General features: G+C 61.0%; 14 protein-coding genes. 9 read left to right on the top strand and 5 right to left on the bottom strand.

Going from position 1 to position 17,658, the window contains the following annotated elements:
- Positions 1–30 precede the first annotated feature (30 nt).
- The 5 genes from ACEN8R_RS17855 to edd all read right to left on the bottom strand — a co-directional run bounded on the left by ACEN8R_RS17855 (position 31) and on the right by edd (position 6,645).
- The gene (locus ACEN8R_RS17855; RefSeq protein ID WP_495624233.1) at positions 31–1,290 is read right to left on the bottom strand and encodes a D-mannose isomerase; all 1,260 of its coding nucleotides are present in this window, start codon (positions 1,288–1,290) and stop codon (positions 31–33) included.
- Positions 1,291–1,520: 230 nt separating this feature from the next.
- A complete protein-coding gene (locus tag ACEN8R_RS17860; RefSeq protein WP_086944507.1) occupies positions 1,521–2,990 on the bottom strand; it encodes an ATP-binding protein in 1,470 nt (489 codons plus the stop codon).
- Complete coding sequence (locus tag ACEN8R_RS17865; protein ID WP_007934711.1) at positions 2,980–3,711, bottom strand: response regulator; 732 nt, start codon at positions 3,709–3,711, stop codon at positions 2,980–2,982. The genes ACEN8R_RS17860 and ACEN8R_RS17865 overlap by 11 nt, the downstream gene beginning before the upstream one ends.
- A 160-nt stretch (positions 3,712–3,871) precedes the next feature.
- Positions 3,872–4,822: a glucokinase gene (locus ACEN8R_RS17870; RefSeq protein ID WP_086944506.1), complete on the bottom strand. Its 951-nt coding sequence runs from the start codon at positions 4,820–4,822 to the stop codon at positions 3,872–3,874.
- Positions 4,819–6,645, bottom strand: a complete 1,827-nt coding sequence (gene edd / locus ACEN8R_RS17875) for a phosphogluconate dehydratase (protein ID WP_019581468.1) — start codon at positions 6,643–6,645, stop codon at positions 4,819–4,821. The genes ACEN8R_RS17870 and edd overlap by 4 nt, the downstream gene beginning before the upstream one ends.
- Before the next feature lie 219 nt (positions 6,646–6,864).
- Between edd and gap the strand changes: the two genes are divergently transcribed.
- The 9 genes from gap to gcsR all read left to right on the top strand — a co-directional run bounded on the left by gap (position 6,865) and on the right by gcsR (position 17,269).
- On the top strand, positions 6,865–7,866 hold the full coding sequence (gap, locus tag ACEN8R_RS17880) for a type I glyceraldehyde-3-phosphate dehydrogenase (protein ID WP_007934706.1): 1,002 nt from the start codon (positions 6,865–6,867) through the stop codon (positions 7,864–7,866).
- An 18-nt stretch (positions 7,867–7,884) separates the two neighbouring features.
- Positions 7,885–8,349: a methylglyoxal synthase gene (locus tag ACEN8R_RS17885; protein ID WP_349746590.1), complete on the top strand. Its 465-nt coding sequence runs from the start codon at positions 7,885–7,887 to the stop codon at positions 8,347–8,349.
- 206 nt (positions 8,350–8,555) lie between these two features.
- Positions 8,556–9,887, top strand: coding sequence for a CoA transferase (locus tag ACEN8R_RS17890; protein ID WP_495624234.1), 1,332 nt, complete (start codon positions 8,556–8,558; stop codon positions 9,885–9,887).
- 445 nt (positions 9,888–10,332) lie between these two features.
- On the top strand, positions 10,333–11,760 hold the full coding sequence (arcD, locus tag ACEN8R_RS17895; RefSeq protein WP_111454762.1) for an arginine-ornithine antiporter: 1,428 nt from the start codon (positions 10,333–10,335) through the stop codon (positions 11,758–11,760).
- A gap of 51 nt (positions 11,761–11,811) precedes the next feature.
- The gene (gene arcA, locus ACEN8R_RS17900) at positions 11,812–13,068 is read left to right on the top strand and encodes an arginine deiminase (RefSeq protein ID WP_018926480.1); all 1,257 of its coding nucleotides are present in this window, start codon (positions 11,812–11,814) and stop codon (positions 13,066–13,068) included.
- Positions 13,069–13,137: 69 nt separating this feature from the next.
- Complete coding sequence (locus tag ACEN8R_RS17905) at positions 13,138–14,148, top strand: ornithine carbamoyltransferase (protein ID WP_018926481.1); 1,011 nt, start codon at positions 13,138–13,140, stop codon at positions 14,146–14,148.
- A gap of 95 nt (positions 14,149–14,243) precedes the next feature.
- Positions 14,244–15,173 carry a carbamate kinase gene (gene arcC, locus ACEN8R_RS17910; RefSeq protein ID WP_018926482.1) on the top strand — a complete coding sequence of 310 codons (930 nt, stop codon included), beginning with the start codon at positions 14,244–14,246 and terminating at the stop codon, positions 15,171–15,173.
- A 79-nt stretch (positions 15,174–15,252) separates the two neighbouring features.
- Positions 15,253–15,615, top strand: a complete 363-nt coding sequence (locus ACEN8R_RS17915; RefSeq protein WP_019651449.1) for a DUF5064 family protein — start codon at positions 15,253–15,255, stop codon at positions 15,613–15,615.
- Positions 15,616–15,760: 145 nt separating this feature from the next.
- Entirely contained in the window at positions 15,761–17,269 is a 1,509-nt protein-coding gene (gene gcsR / locus ACEN8R_RS17920) for a transcriptional regulator GcsR (protein ID WP_111454759.1), read from the top strand.
- The last annotated feature ends 389 nt before the right edge of the window (positions 17,270–17,658 follow it).

Consider the following 17,658-nt stretch of genomic DNA (forward strand, 5'->3'; position numbering starts at 1 on the left):
TCGAATGTCACCACATGGTTACATGACTGGTTACACAGCAGCGCTCTGGGACAACTGCCCCAGCGCACTGGCCATGCTCGGCGCCAGCGGCAGGCGCGGGATCAATACAGCCTGCCAGGCGTGATACAGGTCAGGTTTACCGGCCCAGATATCGGCGCTCGGGCGGTTCAGCGGATCGAGCTCGTGATGCCAGCTGCCATCGCAGCGGTCGATGAAATGACTGTCACAAAATTCCCAGAACAGTCGGTACCAACGCTCGTATTGCTCATCACCGGTGCGTTTTAGCAGCGCACTGGCGGCGGCGCTGGCTTCGCAATGAGTCCAGTGCAAACGATGACGAACCACCGCGCGATTGTCCCAGTCGAGGGTGTAGACAATGCCCGGCACACCGTCGACGTCCCAGCCGTGACGGCAATTATGCTCGAAGAGTTTTTGCGCATCGGTGGCCAGCCAGCCCGGCGTGAGCATCCCGGCCTGTACCCGCGCCGCTTCAAGGTGCAGTAACAACCGCGCCCATTCGAAACCATGACCTGGCGTGGTGCCGTAAGGGCGGAAACCGTCGGCCGGATTGTCGTGGTTGTAGTCGCGCAGCGGCTGCCAGTCGCGGTCGAAATGCTCGACCACCAGGTAATCGTTGGCGGCGGCGTGTTCGTGAATGACACGCTCGACGATGCGCTGCGCGCGAATCAGCCAGCGGTGGTCCTCGGTGACATCGGCCAGGGCGAGGAAAGCTTCGGTGGCGTGCATGTTGCTGTTGGCGCCGCGATAGGCCTCCTCGCAACTGAAGTCGCGGTTGAAGGACTCGCGCATGGCGCCCTCCTCCTCGCTCCAGAAATGGCTGTCGATGATGTGGATCGCATCATCGAGCAAGGCTTGCGCACCGGGACGCTGGGCAACCACCGCAGAACTCGCGGCCAACGCCACGAAGGCATGCAGGTAAGCGGCTTTGCCGGTATTGCCGTCGCGGTGTTCGGGCGTGGCGAACCAGCCACCGTGTTCGGCGTCACGCAGCGGCCCGCTGAGGGCTTTGATGCCGTGATCCACCAGCTCGGCGAACCCCGGCAAACCCTGGATGTGGGCCATGGCGAAGCTGTGGGTCATGCGCGCGGTGTTCATGGTTTCGGCTTGCGCGTTGACCGCCAGGCGCCCCTTTTCATCAAGGTTGCCGAAACCTTCGGGAAGCTTTGAAGCCCTGGCAAATGCCAACAAGCGCAGGCCTTCGGCGGCGAGCCATTGCTGATGGGCAGGCGCGTTCAGCCAACTGCTGAAGGCGGGTTGGAAGGTGTCCATGCGGTACCTTTTTTTGTTGTTATGACTGGGACCAGTCTAAACAACGGTCGGTGGCGGGCAGGTAACGAAGGGGGAGCGTTATGTCACCGACCTGTGACATTCACCCTGATTTTGAAGTGAGTGGTTAATTGTGGCGAGGGAGCTTGCTCCCGTTGGGGCGCGGAGCGGCCCTGAAAGAGGGACTGCTGCGCAGTCCAACGGGAGCAAGCTCCCTCGCCACAGGGGCAGTGTCAATCCATTGGTCGCGGCAACTGCAACGTCACGCGCAACCCGCCTTCACGCAGGTTTTGCAGGCTGACTTCGCCGCCATGGCTATGGGCGATGTTGCGGGCAATCCCCAGCCCCAGGCCATAACCCTGTTGCTGCCCGGCCAGGCGGAAGTGCGGCTCGAACACTTGCTCCAGCCGCTGCTCCGGCACACCCGGACCTTCGTCGTCGACATGCAGGACGAACGCGCTCTCGTCGTCATCGATGTGCAGATGCGCGTTCTGCCCGTACTTCAAAGCGTTGTCGATCAGGTTGCCGATGCAGCGCTTGAGCGCCAGTGGCTTGCCGGGATACGGCGCCAGCGCCCGCCCCTGCTGAGTCACGCGGCCATTGCCGTTGGGCGCCAGATACGGTTCCACCAGGCAGTCGAGCACATGATTGAGGTCCACCTGCTCGATGTTTTCGTGGATGTCGGTGTCTTTCACGCATTGCAGCGCGCCCTTGACCAACAACTCCAGCTCATCCAGATCACGTCCGAACTTGGCTTGCAGCTTTTCGTCTTCAAGCAATTCAACCCGCAGTCGCAGCCGAGTGATCGGTGTGCGCAAGTCATGGGAAATCGCGCTGAACAACTGGCTGCGCTCAGTCAGGTAACGGCTGATGCGTTCACGCATTGCATTGAACGCGCGACCGACTTCCACCACTTCACTGCCGCCGCCCTGAGCGACCGGTTCGACATCGGCGCCCAAGGACATGTCCCGCGCCGCCCGCGCCAACCGCTTGAGTGGCCGGCTCTGCCAGTGCACCAGCAGGCCGATGAACAGGAGCAAGAAGCCGCTGGTGAGTACGATGAACCAGACTTGCTGTGCCGGCAGGCCTTGCTCTTCGAGACTGGTGTAGGGCTCGGGCAACAGCGAAGCGATGTACAGCCATTCCCCCGGCGCCATCTGGATTTGCGTGACCAGTACCGGTGGATTCACTGGCTCCAGGGTCAACGCGTAGTGCGCCCAGGAGCGTGGCAATTCATCGAGTTTCAGCCCGCTATTGAAGATCCGCAGGTCTTCGGGGCTGACGAACGTCACCGAAATATCGGCGTCCTGGCCCAGCGACTGGCGCAGCACCTCGTCCACCGCTTTGAGCACCGCTTCTTTGCGCGGCGTGATCGGCAGCACTTCCATGCCCAAGGGTTTGTCGTTGAGGGTCACCACGAACCGGGTGCCGCCCATGCTGCGCAACTGGTCGAGCACCAGCGGCCTGAACGCCACCGGCAACGAACGGAAATAGCTGACGCTGGCCGTCATCGAATGGGCCAGGCTGCGGGCGCTGGTGACCAGGCCTTCGAGCTGGGTGGCACGCAATTGCGAAACCCAGATCACGCTCGACAGCGTCTGGGCGAACAGCACCGCCAACAGGGTCAGCAGCAACATGCGCCCGAGCAGCGAGCGCGGCACCGGCACGCGCCCGGCGAGCTTGCGCAGGAACTCAGTGACCATTGCCGGCAACCACGTTGGCTGCCAATTGGTAGCCGCTGCCACGCACCGTCCGGATCAGCCGCGGCGGTTTTTCGGTGTCGCGCAGACGCTGGCGCAAACGGCTGACCGCCATGTCGACGATGCGATCGAGCGGCATCAGGTCACGGCCACGGGTGGCGTTGCCAATGGTGTCGCGGTCGAGGATTTCCTGGGGGTGATCGAGGAACAGTTTCAGCAGGGCGAAATCGGCGCCGGAGAGAATCACTTCCTCGCCGTCGGTATGGAACAGCCGATGGCTGACCATGTCCAGCCGCCAGTCGTCGAAGGCCAGCACTTCACCGCCGGAACGCTCCTGACCGAACTGCGCGCGACGCAACAAGGCTTTGATCCGCGCCTGCAATTCACGGGGGCTGAAGGGTTTGCCGAGGTAGTCGTCGGCGCCCAGTTCCAGGCCGATGACGCGGTCAGCCTCATCGGAACTGGCGGTGAGCATGATGATCGGCACGTGGGCCTGGCGCGGGTGCTGGCGGATCCAGCGGCAGAGGCTGAAACCGTCTTCGTCCGGCAGCATCACGTCGAGGATCACCAGATCGCTCGGCGCCTCGTTCAGCGCCTGACGAAAGCCTGCGCCATCGGGCGTGGTGCGGACCTGGAAACCGGCACGGGTCAGGTAGGTGTCCAGCAACTCGCGTATCTCTTGATCGTCATCGACCAACAAAATCGACTTGTTGACTGAGCTCACGGGGCGGCGTCCTTGTTGTTTGTGTTAGGGAGGATTATGCCTGATCGATCATGGATCTATGTTGTCTGTTCCGGCCTCTTCGCGGGCAAGCCTCGCTCCTACAGGGTTCGTGACATTCCTTGTAGGAGCGAGGCTTGCCCGCGAATGAGGTGACGCGGTCTCAGGCCTGCTCCAGCGCCACACCCGCGCCAACAAGGCCGGAATACGGCGCTGTCACCAGCCACACCGGAATGCCCTTGAAGTAATCGCTCATGCAACCCTTGTCGGCAAAGCACCGGGCGAAACCGCTTTTAACGAAAAAGTCGGCAAACCGTGGAATCACTCCACCAACGATGTACACACCACCCCGTGCACCGGTGGTCAGCACATTGTTGCCGGCCACGCGGCCGAGCCAGCAGCAGAACTGCTCGAGCACTTCCAGGGCAATCGGATCACCCGCCAGCCCGGCCGCCGTGATCGCCTCAGGCGTGTCGAGCACAGGCGTGTGGCCATCCACCGCGCAGATCGCCCGGTACACTCGCGGCAAACCACTGCCGCTCAACGCCGTTTCAGCGCTGACATGGCCGATCTCGTTGTAGATGTGTTGCCACAGCTGGGTTTCTCGCGGGCTGCTCAGCGGCAGATCGACGTGACCACCCTCCCCCGGCAACGCGGCAAAACGGCCCTCGCCCAGATCGAGCAACGTGCCTACGCCCAGCCCCGTGCCCGGACCGATCACCACCGCTGGCCGCAACGGTTCCGGCGTGCCTTCGCAGACCACCCGGAACTCGCCCGGCTGCAAGCGGGTCATGCCCAGCGCCATGGCCGAGAAATCGTTGACCAGCAGCAGTTGATCCACCTGCAAGGTCTTGCAGAAACCCTTGCGACTGAGCCGCCAGTGATTGTTGGTGAACTTGAATTCGTCACCGCTCACAGGGCCGGCCACCGACAGGCACACCGAACCGATCGAACCCGGCGCCAGGCCGAGCCCGTTCAGGTACAGCGCAATCGCTTCTTCCGGGCTGGCGTGGTCTGCCGTCGCCAGCACCTGGACCGATTCCAGCTGCTGGTTTTTCCACAACGCGAAACGTGCGTTGGTCCCACCGATGTCACCGACCAAAGCCAGTTTCAATTAAGCGTCTCCAGGGCAGAAGTAAAGGCGCTGGCGCCTTGCTCTGCGGAGCTGAAGGCCATGCGCATGAAACCAAACAGTTCGCGACCGGTGCCGATGTTGTTGCCCAACAGACCTTTGGCCGGCTCGCGTGCTGCGAATTCTTCGGCGTCCACCTTAAGCTCCAGGGTGCCTTTGACGCCATCGACGCGGATGATATCGCCCTCACGCACCCGTGCCAAAGCGCCGCCCACATAAGCTTCGGGGCTGACGTGGATCGCCGCCGGGATTTTCCCCGAGGCGCCGGACATGCGCCCGTCAGTCACCAACGCAACTTTGAAGCCACGGTCCTGCAACACACCGAGGAACGGCGTCATCTTGTGCAGTTCCGGCATGCCGTTGGAGCGCGGGCCCTGGAAGCGCATTACCGCGACAAAATCCTTCTCCAGCAAACCGGCCTTGAACGCATCGGCCAGGTCCTGTTGATCCTGGAACACCATGGCCGGGGCTTCGACGACCTGGTTTTCCAGGGCGACCGCCGAGACCTTCATCACACCACGGCCGAGGTTGCCTTCCATCACGCGCAAGCCACCCTCTGCCGAGAATGCCCGAGCCACTGGGCGCAGGATGTTTTCGTCGAGGCTTTCGATCGGGCCTTCGCGCCAGACCAGCTCGCCGTTTTCGAGGAACGGCTCTTTGGTGTAGCGGCTCAGGCCGTGGCCGAGCACGGTGTTGACGTTTTCGTGGAGCAGGCCGGCTTCCAGCAGTTCGCGGATCAGGAACGACATGCCGCCCGCTGCCTGGAAGTGGTTGATGTCGGCTTTGCCGTTCGGGTACACGTGGCTCAGGGTCGGCACCACCTCGGAGAGGTCGGCCATGTCCTGCCAGGTCAACTGGATGCCCGCGGCCATGGCGATGGCCGGCATGTGCAAGGTGTGGTTGGTCGAACCGCCGGTGGCGTGCAGGGCCACGATCGAGTTGACCAGCGAACGCTCGTCGACGATTTCGCCGATCGGCAGGAAGTTGCCATTCTGCTTGGTCAGGCGAGTGACCTGATGCGCCGCTTCGCGGGTCAGCGCATCGCGCAACGGGGTGTTCGGGTTGACGAACGAGGCGCCCGGCAAGTGCAGGCCCATGACTTCCATCAGCAACTGGTTGGTGTTGGCGGTGCCGTAGAACGTGCAGGTGCCAGGGCTGTGGTAGGACTTCATCTCCGATTCCAGCAGCTCTTCGCGGGTCGCCTTGCCTTCGGCGTAGCGCTGACGCACATCGGCTTTCTGCTTGTTGGAGATGCCCGACACCATCGGCCCGCCCGGCACGAAAATCATCGGCAGATGACCGAAACGCAACGCGCCCATCATCAGGCCCGGCACGATCTTGTCGCAGATGCCGAGCATCAGCGCGCCGTCGAACATGTTGTGGGACAGCGCCACGGCGGTGGACAACGCGATCACTTCACGGCTCGGCAGGCTCAGTTCCATGCCTGGCTCGCCCTGGGTCACGCCATCGCACATGGCTGGGGTGCCACCGGCGAACTGGCCGACGGAGCCGATTTCGCGCAGGGCTTTTTTGATCTGTTCAGGAAAGACTTCGTACGGCTGGTGCGCCGAGAGCATGTCGTTATATGACGAAACAATTGCGATGTTGGCGGAGTTCATCATCCGCAAGCTGTGCTTGTCGTCGCTGCCACATCCGGCCACGCCGTGGGCGAAGTTGGCGCATTGCAGCTTGCCACGCATCGGGCCGTCACTGGCGGCGCCACGGATCAATGCAAGGTAAGCCTCACGTGTGGCGCGGCTGCGGGCGATAAGCCGTTCGGTGACCTCAAGGACGCGGGGATGCATGTGTAGAACTCCAGGCTAACGGATGTGGCGACCTGATTGTCTATGCTGATCAAACGCCGTTGTGATCGGGATGACAGACGGCTTTCTTGATCATTCGGACCAGTTGATTCAGGTCACTCGTTGTAGATAAAACAAAATATTGCCACTAAAAAGGCTTGTTTTCTATTTTTTTGCGAATAATCTTGTAATTCCAACAACAAAACGACGGCGGCGCTGTAAATGACTCTTCGAATCGCAATCAATGGTTTTGGCCGTATCGGCCGTAATGTCCTGCGCGCACTGTATACCCAAGGCTATCGCCAGGATCTGCAGATCGTGGCAATCAACGACCTGGGCGACAGCTCGATGAATGCTCACCTCCTGAAATACGACACCGTTCACGGCACATTCGATGCCGATGTCCAGCACGATCAGGAAAGCCTGACCGTCAACGGCGACCGTATTTCGGTCAGCGCCATTCGCAACCCGGCCGAATTGCCTTGGGCCGCGGAGAAGGTCGACGTCGTATTCGAATGCACTGGTCTGTTCACCGACCGTGCCAAAGCCGCCGCCCATATTACGGCCGGCGCACGTAAAGTGATCATCTCGGCCCCGGCCAAAGGCGCCGACGCCACTGTGGTTTATGGGGTTAACCACGACATTCTGCGCCAGTCGCACCAGATCATCTCCAACGCCTCGTGCACCACCAACTGCCTGGCCCCGGTGGCCCAGGTGCTGCACCGCGAGCTGGGCATCGAAAGCGGTCTGATGACCACCATCCATGCCTACACCAACGACCAGAACCTGACCGACGTCTACCACACCGACCCGTACCGCGCCCGTTCCGCCACCCAGAACATGATCCCGAGCAAGACCGGCGCCGCTGAAGCGGTAGGCCTGGTGCTGCCAGAACTGGCGGGCAAACTGACCGGCATGGCGGTGCGTGTTCCGGTGATCAACGTGTCGCTGGTGGACCTGACCGTGCAGCTCAAGCGCGAAGCGTCGGCCGATGAAGTGAATGCGCTGCTCAAACAAGCCAGCCAACACTCGAAGATTCTCGGCTACAACGCCCTGCCGCTGGTATCCAGCGACTTCAACCACAACCCGCTGTCGTCGATCTTCGACGCCAACCACACCAAGTCCAGCGGCAAGCTGCTCAAAGTGCTGGCCTGGTACGACAACGAGTGGGGCTTCTCCAACCGCATGCTCGATAACTGCCTGGCGCTCTGCAACGCCGAGTAAACCGTGGAGCAGCAACCGATGATCGGTATCAGCTTTACGCAAAAGACCATGGCAGCGCGCAAGCGTATCGCCCTGGTCGCCCATGACCACTGCAAAGTGTTTTTGCTGGACTGGGCCGAGCGGCAGAAAGACAAACTCGCGCAGCATGAACTGGTCGCCACCGGCACCACGGGGTTGTTGTTGCAACAACGCCTCGGCCTGCCGGTGGAAAGCATGATCAGCGGTCCACTGGGCGGCGACCAGCAACTCGGCGCGCAAATCGCCGAGCAGCGCGTCGACATGCTGGTGTTCTTCTGGGACCCGTTCGAACCGCAACCCCACGACCCGGACATCAAGGCATTACTGCGGGTCGCGGCGGTGTGGAACATCCCCGTGGCCTGCAACGAATGCAGCGCCGACTACCTGCTCAGCAGCCCGTTGATGGATCAGGCTCACGAACACCGCATCCCGGATTACGCGACCTATCTGCAGGGGCGTGGGTAAAGCGCTGGCATAAATCCTCTGTGACAACAGGCTCGCTCCCACGGGAATGCATATCCCCGTAGGAGCGAGGCTTGCCCGCGAAGGTCGCAACACGGTCAACGACTTCGCGGGCAAGTCGGAGCGCCGCACCGCTCTCTCTACAGGATTTCATCTGGCCGAGCCGTCTTTTTGAACTATGCTCGGGCTCTCGCTCCGGAGGGCCTTCGATGACTGATTTACTCACGTCCATTCAAGCCGCACTCGGCTTGCCTCACACCCCAATCCCGTTCACCTCGAGCGGCGCCCTGCCCTCGGCATTTGCCGTGACCGATCTGGCCTGCGCCAGCATTGCTGCCGCCGGCCAGGCCGCCAGCGAACTGCTGCACCGGCAAACCGGTCGTTTGCCCAGCCTTGAAGTTGACCGCCGCCTGGCGTCGTTCTGGTTCGCCACCTCGATCCGCCCCGTGGGCTGGAGCGTCCCGCCGTTGTGGGATCCGGTCGCCGGTGACTACGCGACCAAGGACGGCTGGATCCGCCTGCACACCAACGCGCCCCATCACCGCGCCGCTGCTGAGTCAGTGCTCGGCGCCTGTGCCGACCGCGCAGCGATGGCGAGCAAAGTGGCTCAGTGGGCGAAAAGCGATCTGGAACAAGCGGTGGTCGAGGCCGGTGGTTGCGCCGCCGAGATGCGCAGCTGGAAGCAATGGCAAGCTCACCCCCAAGGTCGGGCCGTGAACGCCGAGCCGTTGATTCAGTTCAGCGTCGATGGCAACCAAACCGCCAAACCGTGGCAAGGCTCGGTGGCGCAACCGCTGGCCGGAATCAAGGTACTGGACCTCACGCGAGTGCTCGCCGGCCCGATCGCCAGCCGCCTCCTCGCCGGGCTCGGCGCCGACGTGCTGCGCATCGACCCACCGACCTGGAACGAACCGGGCGTGGTGCCGGAAGTCACCTTGGGCAAACGCTGTGCGCGCCTGGATCTGCACGACAAAGCCGATCGCGCGGTGTTCGAAAGCCTGCTCAAGGACGCCGACATCCTGCTCCACGGCTACCGCGCCGATGCCTTGGAACGCCTGGGTTACGGCATCGCCCAACGCCAGGCACTGGCCCCGGGCCTGATCGATGTTTGCCTCAACGCTTACGGCTGGAGCGGCCCTTGGCAGAACCGTCGCGGCTTCGACAGCCTGGTGCAGATGAGCAGCGGGATTGCCGACGCGGGCATGCACTGGAAGAAGGCGGATAAACCGACACCGCTGCCGGTCCAGGCCCTTGATCACGCCACCGGGTATTTGATGGCGGCCAGTGCAATCAAGCTATTGGGGCACGGTGGCTCTGCGCGGCTGTCGCTGGCACGGACGGCGAAGCTGTTGATCGAACATGGCGCCGGAACCAACGAGCCGTTGCGCGCAGAGGATGACCACGATCAAGGGATGTTGATTGAGCAAACGCCGTGGGGACCGGCCCATCGGTTACAGGTGCCGTTGAAGATCACCGGGACACCACTGCAATGGGCGCTGCCGGCCGGGGAACTGGGCGCCCATCGCGCGCAGTGGTGGTGATCACCAGATAGCTTTCGCGGGCAAGCCCGCTCCCACAGGTATAGCGTGATCCTGTGGGAGCGTGGCTTGCCCGCGATGAGGCCAGAACAGTCACTGCAAACACTGTCACGTAGTTATTTTTAACTAAACAGATAAAACGAAATAACGATTATTCATTAATTCCAGTACCGCGCACCTGATAAATCAAATCTGTCATATAAACAGTTATCAGAAAATTGGCGAAACCGCAGAAACACACTAATTTCAAAGCCCAAGCAATACCGCTTACGCCCACCTGACTTGCCCCCTCTGAACAGGGCTTCCCCGGTAATACCGCTATGTCCGAGAAAGATACATAAGTCTTTCATTAACAATGGAATGTGCCCATGCACTGATCTATGTCAGCTGATTGAACAGCCAGCAGAACTACTCTGTTGTCTCTCTTCTCCTGCACTGGAGTCATGCGATGTCTGAATCCCCCGGAAAACTGAAACTCGGTGCGCTCGTTGCTTTAGTGGTCGGGTCAATGATTGGTGGCGGAATCTTCTCTTTGCCCCAGAACATGGCCGCCAGTGCTGATGTCGGTGCTGTTCTTATTGGTTGGGTAATCACCGCAGTGGGCATGTTGACCCTCGCTTTCGTCTTCCAGACCCTGGCCAATCGCAAGCCTGAGCTGGATGGCGGTGTTTATGCCTACGCCAAGGCCGGTTTCGGCGACTACATGGGTTTCTCGTCGGCCTGGGGATACTGGATCAGTGCCTGGCTGGGCAATGTGGGTTACTTCGTTCTGTTGTTCAGCACCCTCGGTTATTTCTTTCCGATCTTCGGCGAAGGCAACACCGTTGCTGCCGTCATCGGCGCCTCGCTGCTGCTTTGGGCGGTGCACTTTCTGGTGTTACGGGGAATCAAGGAAGCGGCTTTCATCAACCTGGTGACCACCGTCGCCAAGGTCGTACCGCTGCTGCTGTTCGTGTTGATCGCCTTGTTCGCGTTCAAACTGGAGATCTTCACCGCCGACATCTGGGGCATCAAAAACCCAGACCTGGGCAGTGTGATGAACCAGGTGCGCAACATGATGCTGGTCACCGTGTGGGTGTTCATCGGCATCGAAGGCGCGAGCATCTTCTCGGCCCGTGCCGAAGTACGCAGCGACGTGGGTAAAGCCACCGTCATCGGCTTCATCACCGTGCTGTTGTTCCTGATGCTGGTGAACGTGTTGTCTCTGGGGATCATGACCCAACCTGCGTTGGCGAAACTGCAGAACCCGTCGATGGCCGCGGTGCTGGAACATGTCGTCGGTCATTGGGGCGCGGTGCTGATCAGCGTCGGCCTGATCATTTCCTTGCTCGGGGCGTTGCTGTCATGGGTGTTGCTGTGCGCGGAGATCATGTTCGCTGCCGCCAAGGACCACACCATGCCGGCGTTTTTGCGCCGTGAAAACGCCAACCTTGTACCGGCCAACGCGCTGTGGCTGACCAACGCGATGGTGCAGCTGTTTCTGATCATCACACTGTTTTCGGCCAGCACTTACCTGTCGCTGATCTACCTCGCTACCTCGATGATCCTGGTGCCCTATCTGTGGTCGGCGGCCTATGCCCTGCTGCTGGCAGTGCGCGGCGAGAGCTATGAAAACGCTGCGGCCGAGCGCAGCAAAGACCTGGTCATCGGTGGCATCGCACTGATCTACGCGATCTGGCTGCTGTACGCCGGCGGCGTCAAATACCTGCTGCTCTCCGCCCTGCTGTATGCCCCCGGCGCGATCCTGTTCGCCAAGGCCAAACTTGAAGTCGACAAACCGGTTTTCACTAACGTCGAGAAGCTGATTTTCGCCGCCGTCGTCGTAGGCGCCCTGGTGGCGGCCTATGGGCTGTATGCCGGTTTTCTGACCCTTTAGCACTGTAATGAAAAGCAGCACCTGATTGTTTTCATCTGGAGGAACACGGTAATGACCACGGAAAAAGTTAAGTACGGCGTCCATTCCGAAGCCGGCAAACTGCGCAAAGTCATGGTTTGCTCCCCCGGCCTGGCCCACCAGCGGCTGACCCCGAACAACTGCGACGAACTGCTGTTCGATGATGTGCTGTGGGTCGCCCAAGCCAAACGCGACCACTTCGACTTCGTCACCAAAATGCGCGAGCGTGGTGTCGACGTGCTGGAAATGCACAACCTGCTGACGGACATCGTCGCGATGCCTGAAGCGCTGGACTGGATTCTGGAACGCAAGATCACCGCCAATTCGGTCGGTCTCGGCCTGGTCCATGAAGTGGGGGCCTGGCTACGTAGCCTGGAGCCACGCAAGATCGCCGAATTCCTCATCGGCGGGGTTTCCGCCGATGACCTGCCGGACAGTTTCGGTGGCAAGACCATTCAGATGTTCCGCGACTTCCTCGGTCATTCCAGCTTCATTCTGCCGCCGCTGCCCAACACCCAGTTCACCCGCGACACCACCTGCTGGATCTATGGCGGCGTGACCCTGAACCCGATGTACTGGCCGGCGCGTCGTCAGGAAACCTTGCTGGCCACCGCCATCTACAAATTCCACCCGCAGTTCACCAACGCCGACTTCCAGATCTGGTACGGCGACCCCGACCAGGACCACGGCAACGCTACCCTTGAGGGCGGTGACGTGATGCCGATCGGCAACGGCGTGGTATTGATCGGCATGGGCGAGCGCTCGTCCCGCCAGGCCATCGGCCAATTGGCGGTCAACCTGTTCAAGAACAAAGCCGTGGAACGAGTCATCGTCGCCGGCCTGCCGAAATCCCGCGCGGCGATGCACCTGGACACCGTGTTCAGCTTCTGCGACCGCGACCTGGTGACGATTTTCCCGGAAGTGGTGAAGCAGATCGTCGCCTTCAGCCTGCGCCCCGATGAAAGCAAACCGGGCGGCATCGACGTGCGCCGTGAAGAAACCAGCTTCCTCGACACCGTGGCCAAGGCCCTCAACCTCAAGGCGCTGCGCGTTGTCGAAACCGGCGGTAACGCCTTTGCCGCCGAACGCGAGCAATGGGACGACGGCAACAACGTGGTGGCGGTGGAGCCAGGCGTGGTCATCGGCTACGACCGCAACACCTACACCAACACCCTGCTGCGCAAGGCCGGCGTCGAGGTCATCACCATCAGCGCCAGTGAGCTCGGGCGCGGGCGTGGCGGTGGCCACTGCATGACCTGCCCGATCATTCGCGACCCTATCGATTATTAACTTTCGAGCCTTGGCCGATGCTTATCCAGCACGGCCGAGGGGATAACCGAAACCCAAGGAGATCCAATCATGGCTTTCAACATGCGCAACCGCAGCCTGCTCTCGCTGATGCACCACACCACTCGCGAGCTGCACTACCTGCTGGACCTGTCCCGCGACCTCAAGCGCGCCAAATACACCGGCACCGAGCGTCCGCACCTGCAAGGCAAGAACATCGCGCTGATCTTCGAAAAAACCTCGACCCGCACCCGGTGCGCCTTCGAAGTCGCGGCCCATGACCAGGGCGCCCACGTCACCTACATCGACCCGGTGTCGTCGCAGATCGGCCACAAGGAAAGCATGAAGGACACCGCCCGCGTGCTGGGGCGGATGTTCGACGCCATCGAGTACCGTGGCTTCGAACAGGAAATCGTCGAAGAGCTGGCCAAGTTCGCCGGCGTACCGGTATTCAACGGCCTGACCGCTGAATTCCACCCGACGCAAATGATCGCCGACACCCTGACCATGCGCGAACACAGCGACAAACCGCTGCACGACATCAGCTACGCCTACCTGGGCGATGCGCGCTACAACATGGGTAATTCGTTGCTGATGATCGGCGCCAAACTCGGCATGGACGTGCGCATCGCCGCACCGAAAGCGCTGTGGCCGCATCAGGACTTCATCGATCAGTGCAAAGCCTTCGCCGAAGAGAGCGGTGCGCGCATCACCATCACCGAAGACCCGAAAGCCGCGGTCAAGGGCGTGGACTTCATCCACACTGACATCTGGGTGTCGATGGGTGAGCCGGTGGAAGCGTGGGACGAGCGCATCGAGCAACTGCTCCCGTATCAGGTCAACGCCGACATGATGAAGGCCTCGGGCAACCCGCGCGTGAAGTTCATGCATTGCCTGCCGGCGTTCCACAACAGCGAAACCAAGGTCGGCAAGGACATCGCCGCACGCTATCCGCACCTGGCCAACGGCGTCGAAGTGACTGAAGAAGTCTTCGAATCGCCGGCCAACATCGCCTTCGAGCAAGCGGAAAACCGTATGCACACCATCAAGGCTATTCTGGTGTCGGCGCTGGCGGATATCTGACGGCTGAACACTTGCTCATGATCGTTCCCACGCAGAGCGTGGGCACGATCATCAGGGAGATCAGATTGCCCGCCCCTATTTAGAAGGACTGCACTATGCGTATCGTCATTGCTCTGGGCGGTAACGCCCTGCTCCGCCGGGGTGAGCCCATGACCGCGGACAACCAGCGCGCGAACATCCGGATCGCCACCGAACAGATCGCCAAGATTCATCCCGGCAACCAACTGGTGATTGCCCACGGCAATGGTCCGCAGATCGGCCTGTTGTCGCTGCAAGCGGCGGCCTACAGCCAGGTTTCGCCTTACCCGCTGGACGTACTCGGCGCCGAAACCGACGGCATGATCGGCTACATCATCGAACAGGAACTGGGCAACCTGCTGGACTTCGAAGTGCCGTTCGCCACCCTGCTGACCCAGGTCGAAGTCGACCCCAACGACCCGGCGTTCCAGGCCCCCAGCAAACCGATCGGCCCGGTTTATTCCAAGGCCGACGCCGAGAAACTCGCCGCCGAGAAAGGCTGGGCCATCGCCCCGGACGGCGACAAGTTCCGGCGCGTGGTCGCCAGCCCGAAACCCAAACGTATCTTCGAAATCCGCCCGATCAAGTGGCTGCTGGAAAAAGGCAGCATCGTGATCTGCGCCGGTGGTGGCGGCATCCCGACGATCTACGACGCCAACGGCAAACTGCAGGGTGTGGAAGCGGTGATCGATAAAGACCTGTGCTCGGCACTGCTGGCCGAACAGTTGGAAAGCGATCTGTTGGTGATCGCCACTGACGTCAATGCGGCCTTTATCGATTTCGGCAAGCCCACCCAGAAAGCCATCGCCCAGGCTCACCCCGATGAAATGGACAAACTCGGCTTCGCCGCCGGCTCCATGGGACCAAAGGTCCAGGCGGCCTGCGAGTTCGCCCGCCATACTGGGAAAGTCGCGGTAATCGGTTCACTCTCGGACATCGAAGCGATCATCCAGGGCAAGGCCGGCACCCGTATCAGCACAGCGACGCCTGGCATCAGTTATCAATAGAAAGAAACGAGTAGAAAGAAACGCAGGGGGGCAGGCGTGAGGTCTGCCCTGATTCAATGCCTTTGAAGGAGAGACGCCAATGGCTACGTTCGAACCCGGACACCTGCACATCGAGCGCCATGCGCTGAACAAGGACGATTACAGCTACAACCTGCACATTGAATACAAAATTGCTCAGGATCCCAAGGAAGGCCAAGGCATGCTCTTCAAGCTGCGTGGTTCGGTCGAGGGCAAGGAGCTGAATAATGAAGAGTTTTATCTGCCCAAGGACCAGGCCTTCGACTTTGCCCGCCACGCCACGCGCATCGCGCAAAAGTACGGCATGCCCAAGACCGCCAACATCGGCGCCATGCACAAGTACTACGACGAAATGTTTGAAGACGTGCGGGCCCAACTCGACGTCAAATCCGGCGACCCGGTCAAACCTGAACACCTGGGATAAAACGGTGAACGCTGAACCTGTGGGAGCGGGGCTTGCCCGCTCCCACAGGAGATCATCGTTGTCATGAAGTCCTGTACAGGATTTCACCATTGGCCCGCCCCAAGGCATACTTGCCACCCTCCGCACTCCAGAACCAAACCGCCCCATGCGCATCCACGTCAGTTTCATCGACCGCGTCGGTATCACCCAGGAAGTCCTGGCTCTGCTCGGTGGGCGCAATCTCAATCTGGATGCGGTGGAAATGGTGCCGCCCAACGTCTACATCGACGCCCCGACCTTGAGCCCGGCCGTGCTCGAAGAGCTGCGCGATGCGCTGTTCAACGTGCGTGGTGTACAAGCGGTGACGGTGGTCGACATCCTTCCCGGCCAACGCCGTCACTTGCAGCTCGATGCGCTACTCGCCGCCATGACCGACCCGGTGCTGGCCCTGGACAGCGCCGGCAAGGTGCTGCTGGCCAACCCGGCACTGATTGCCCTGTACGGTCGCGAACCGGCGGGTGAAAGCATCAGCGAGCTGTTTGCCGACCCGGTGCTGCTCGACACATTGCTGGAAAACGGCTTCCGCCTGCCGCTGCGCGAGATCACCGTCAACGGTCAAACCCTGCTGCTGGATGCCACGCCGATCACCGACGCCGGCGCCCTGCTGACCCTGTATCAACCGAACCGCATCGGTGAACGCCTCTCGGCGCTGCACCACGATCACGCTGAAGGTTTCGATGCGCTGCTCGGCGAATCCCCGGCGATTCGTACGCTCAAGGCCCGCGCCCAGCGCGTCGCAGCCCTCGATGCACCGTTGCTGATCCAGGGTGAAACCGGCACCGGCAAAGAACTGGTGGCCCGCGCCTGCCACGCCATCAGCGCCCGCCACAGTTCGCCGTTCCTGGCCTTGAACTGCGCGGCATTGCCGGAAAACCTCGCCGAAAGCGAACTGTTCGGCTACGCCCCCGGCGCTTTCACCGGGGCGCAACGGGGCGGCAAGCCGGGGCTGATGGAACTGGCCAACCAGGGCACGGTATTTCTCGACGAGATCGGTGAAATGTCGCCGTATTTGCAGGCGAAACTGCTGCGCTTTCTCAACGACGGCAGCTTCCGCCGGGTTGGCGGCGATCGCGAAGTGAAGGTCAACGTGCGGATCCTCAGCGCGACCCATCGCGACCTGGAAAAAATGGTCAGCGAAGGCACTTTCCGCGAAGACCTGTTCTATCGCCTCAACGTGCTGAATGTCGAAGTCCCGCCCCTGCGCGAGCGCGGCCAGGACATTTTGCTGCTGGCGCGTTACTTCATGCAGCAGGCCTGCGCGCAGATCCAGCGTCCGGTCTGTCGCCTGGCCCCCGGCACTTACCCGGCGCTGCTGGGCAATCGCTGGCCAGGCAACGTACGGCAATTGCAGAACGTGATCTTCCGCGCCGCGGCGATTTGCGAAAGCAGCCTGGTGGACATCGGCGACCTCGACATCGCCGGCACCTCTGTGGCGCGCCAGAGCGACATTGAGGTCGACAGCCTCGAACAGGCCATGGAAGCGTTCGAGAAGGACCTGCTGGAAAAGCTCTACGTCAGCTACCCCTCGACCCGCCAACTGGCCAGCCGCCTGCAAACCTCCCACACCGCGATTGCCCATCGGTTGCGCAAGTACGGGATTCCCAATAAGCCGTGAGGCTTACTCGGTGATCGTTCCCACGCTCTGCGTGGGAATGCAGCCTGGGACGCTCCGCGTTCCAAGAGCGGACGCAAAGCGTCCATTGAGGCATTCCTTTGCTGCGCGTGGGAACGATCATGTCGCCTTCAAAACCATGCCCGAAAGCGACCTCCATCTGTACTGAAAGCGCTACAGTGGAACGATATCGATACACCCTCTTCTGATCAGCGCTGTGCAAGGCTTTGATCCACCTAGGCTTTTTTCTTTGCTTCAGGCTGTAGCGATTTCGCTACAGCTGCAGAAATATAACGGCTTACGAAAACTTATAAGTTATTGTTTTTAAACATAAAAATAACATTGGCCGCCTTTTTGCTTAGTAACCTCCTATAAAGCAGGGTTTTTGCCCC

The organism is Pseudomonas sp. Pseusp15, assembly GCF_059492165.1.